Annotated in this window: 3 protein-coding genes; 2 read left to right on the forward strand and 1 reads right to left on the reverse strand. The window is 43.1% G+C overall.

Annotated features, from left to right (window positions below; translation table 11 throughout):
- Positions 1-55: 55 nt before the first annotated feature.
- Positions 56-1,228 (reverse strand): RNA-guided endonuclease InsQ/TnpB family protein, encoded by a 1,173-nt coding sequence (locus PX636_RS08355; RefSeq protein ID WP_288116728.1) that lies wholly within the window; start codon positions 1,226-1,228, stop codon positions 56-58.
- Between the two features lie 237 nt (positions 1,229-1,465).
- On the opposite strand from PX636_RS08355, the gene PX636_RS08360 reads away from it, so the two are divergent.
- Positions 1,466-2,602 (forward strand): anhydro-N-acetylmuramic acid kinase, encoded by a 1,137-nt coding sequence (locus PX636_RS08360; protein ID WP_004162862.1) that lies wholly within the window; start codon positions 1,466-1,468, stop codon positions 2,600-2,602.
- Positions 2,599-3,369: a peroxiredoxin-like family protein gene (locus tag PX636_RS08365; protein ID WP_288116729.1), complete on the forward strand. Its 771-nt coding sequence runs from the start codon at positions 2,599-2,601 to the stop codon at positions 3,367-3,369. Before PX636_RS08360 ends, PX636_RS08365 begins: the two co-directional genes overlap by 4 nt.
- The last annotated feature ends 282 nt before the right edge of the window (positions 3,370-3,651 follow it).

Below are 3,651 nucleotides of genomic sequence, written 5' to 3' on the forward strand. Positions count from 1 at the left end.
CATGCGAGGGATTCTTGGTTCATCGAGTTTCCTTAATCTGACAGGACGTATCCAATCAAACCAGAGGGAATCTCTCCCCAAGCGTATTAGTTTCCGTGTGTCCCACGGTACTTAGTCCCTTTTTGAGAATATTGATAGCGGCGTTAATATCTCTATCTTCTACATAGCCACAGTCAGGACAAATATGGGTTCTTGTAGATAGAGATTTAGGTACTTTTTGACCACAATTAGAACAATCCTGACTCGTGTTATGGAGGGCTACTGCTACTGTAGCCTTACCATATTTAAAACCAAAATATTCTAACCATTGCCGAAAAGTTGACCAAGCCACATCATTAATAGATTTAGCTATTCTAGAGTTTTTTACCATGCCTTGAATATTTAAGTTTTCGTAAGCTATGAAATCGTTAGATTTAATGACGCGCAATGCCTCTTTTTCGACAAAGCCTCTACGTTGCCTACTTACTCTTAAATGTTTTCTAGCATACCTCTTTCTGGCCCTTTGGTAGTTGTTTGACTGAGGTTGACCTTTTCTAAACTTTTTAGATTTTTTCCGATTTAGACGGTTTAATCTTTTTTCTGCCTGGCGATAGTATTGCGGTATTTCTACCGTTTCCCCATCACTATTAGCGTAGAAAACTTTTAAACCTACATCCAATCCCACACATCTTTTAGTCGGTTCTAGGGGTTTCGCATATTCCCGAATATCAACACTTAGACAGAATTGGACATAGTAACCATCCGCTCGTTTAACAATTCTAACTCGTTTAATTTGGTCTATAGGATAAAAGTTTAGGTCTCTAGTTCCTTTTAGTTTAACCGTCCCAATGTTTTTCTTATCTGTGAAAGTTATTTTCTTTCTATCATCAGATAGTTTCCACCCAGAGTTTTTATATTCCACAGAACGATTATTTTTCTGAAACTTGGGATAACCTTTTTTACCTTTAACCTTTTTCTTACAATTGTCATAGAAACGAGCAATAGCTGACCAAGCTCGTTCGGCCGATGCTTGTCTAGCAGTAGAATTTAGAGTATCGACAAACTTGAACTGTTTGGCGAGAACTGCACAATATTTATTGAGAGAATATTTATCGATTTTGTCTTCTCTCTTGGCATCCATCCAAAGCCTTAATGCTTTGTTTCTGATGAATTGTACTGTACGAATAGCTTCATCAATGGCAGAACACTGACTTGGTTTGACCACGGCTTTCATTTCTAAGACAATCATTGTTTATCGACCTCAAACAACTTATTTTAAGTTAACCTGTAGAGCATCGGATTGTCAAGATTTTAGTTGACATCGAAGCTCTTACATCGAAGCCCCTCGAAATGTGTCGAAATGTGTCGAAATGTCGTGCTTCGCTGTTTTATACTGGTCGGGGTTTCATCCCGTCGCTAAGCGCGAGGGTCTTCACCCCGACATTCAAGATAAAATAATCAACAATCGACACTTGAGGGAAAAAACTTGTTAGTTATCGGTTTAATGAGTGGCACATCGGTGGATGGTATCGATACCGCTTTAGTGGAGATTAGCGGTACAGTGGAATCTCCACAGGTGCAATTATTAGCTGGAGAAACCTATCCCTATTCCCCCCGATTACGCGAGACAATTTTACAAGTCTGTGGGGGAGAAAAGCTCGACCTTGAAGCTTTAGCCAGCTTAGATGATGATATCGCCGCAGAATTCGCCCGTGCCGCTTTAAATATCCAAAAAGAAGCCCCAAAAGCCCAATTAATCGGCAGTCACGGTCAAACCGTTTTTCATCGACCCCCCGCAAACGATCGCCTCGGTTACACGGTACAATTAGGACGGGGAGCAGCGATCGCAAAAATTACCCGTATTCCCACCATTAGTAATTTTCGCGCTGCCGATATCGCCCAAGCTGGTCACGGTGCGCCCCTAGTGCCGAAAATTGACGCTTATCTGCTTTCTCACCCCACTAAAACCCGCTGCGTCCAAAATATCGGCGGTATTGGCAATTTAACCTATCTACCCCCCCGACAAAGGGAAAATTGGCAGCAAAAAATTTTCGGTTGGGATACTGGCCCCGGCAACGTCCTCATCGATTTGGCCGTACAATTTTTGAGCCAAGGCCAACAAACCTACGACCATAACGGTCAATGGTCGGCCCAGGGTCAACCCTGCTCCGAATTAGTTCATAAATGGCTACAGGAGCCTTATTTTCAACAATATCCCCCTAAATCCACTGGCAGAGAGTTATTTAGCCCCGCCTATCTAGCCCAATTGCACCGGGATGCCCAAGCTTATTGCCTCAGTGATGCCGACTGGTTGGCTAGTTTAACCGATTTAACCGCCATTTCGATCGCCCACAGCTATCAAACCTTTTTGCCAGAAATGCCCGCGGAAGTGCTGCTCTGTGGTGGTGGCGCTCGTAATGGCTACCTGCGCCAACGACTCCTAGCACATTTGGGGTCAAATGTCAAGCTTTTGACCACCGATGAGGTAGGATTAAATAGCGATTTTAAAGAAGCGATCGCTTTTGCCCTTTTGGCCTATTGGCGCTGGCACAATTTCCCCGGTAATTTACCGCAAGTCACGGGGGCAAAAGCAGCGGTTTTATTAGGAGAAATTTACAGATGAGCAGCAGCTATGAAATATTTTCAACAATTCAACGCCAAAGGGTCAGCGATGGGCAAATAGTGCCAATTTTAAGCGATTGTGCCGATTATAAACGTCTTTTAATTCTTGTTTGGCCGCAATTGGGAGATTTTGATAGTCTCGAATACGCTTGGTGGTTAGAAAAAGAGGCAGCCCTTTGGCAAAATGCCGGGATAACCATTCGTGCCATCGGTATCGGCGATCGCAATTCGGGCTTAAAATTCTCTGAATATACGAAATTTCGGCAAGATTGGCTTTTTGTTGACCCCAAAGCCGAATTACACGATTTATTAGGACTTTATCGGGGTTTATCGTTAAAATTACCTGGATTTTCCCCCGGCCAAAATGCCTGGTTAAATCTAATTTTGATGTGTGCGGGTGTGGGTAGTCCGGGGACTCTGGCCGAAGTGCTGCGGGGTTATCTTGGCGATCGCAAAGCCCCCCAATTAATTGCCGAGGAGGAAACAATGCAAGCGCGGCCTTTACCACCTTTCCGGGGTTCCCTATTCAATCTTGCTGGGGGTCAAGGTTTTCAGCGACCTTTTGAATTAGCCACCCTGAGACTGCGTAATATGAGTCAAGTTTTGGGCAATTGGTCAACATATATCCCCGATAGTAGTTATCTCACCCAACGGGGAGGGACTTTTTTGTTTGATAGTCAAGGAAATTTACTCTATGAGCATCGCGATCGAGGTATCTTGGGATTTGCTGAGAATATGAGTTATCCTCTCGCTTTTTTGCAGGATTAAGCTTTTTTCTTCTGCATCTCGCCCACTCCCAACTCTTGACTTTTAGCTTTTCCAGCTGATGGCTAAAAAACTTTAATGTTGTCCGACCACTTATTACCTAAAGATTGATGAAATTATTTGACGATTCATCCACAACTATCCGGAGTTATTTACTCAAGAGATAAGTAAATATTATTTTAAGTTTATTTAAGGCTGTCATTACTAATGGTAAGTTGAGCCGGGTGAATTTTCCCGTAGTATCAAAAAGGAAACTCATTCGACCCGTTCAGTCTAAACGGGGAG

This window comes from Microcystis sp. M53598_WE2 (genome assembly GCF_030067735.1).
Taxonomy (GTDB): domain Bacteria; phylum Cyanobacteriota; class Cyanobacteriia; order Cyanobacteriales; family Microcystaceae; genus Microcystis; species Microcystis aeruginosa.

Excerpts from the sequence above, each read along its gene's own strand:
- PX636_RS08355 (WP_288116728.1), bottom strand. The coding sequence starts at position 1,228 with ATGATTGTCTTAGAAATGAAAGCCGTGGTCAAACCAAGTCAGTGTTCT.
- PX636_RS08365 (WP_288116729.1), top strand. The coding sequence starts at position 2,599 with ATGAGCAGCAGCTATGAAATATTTTCAACAATTCAACGCCAAAGGGTC.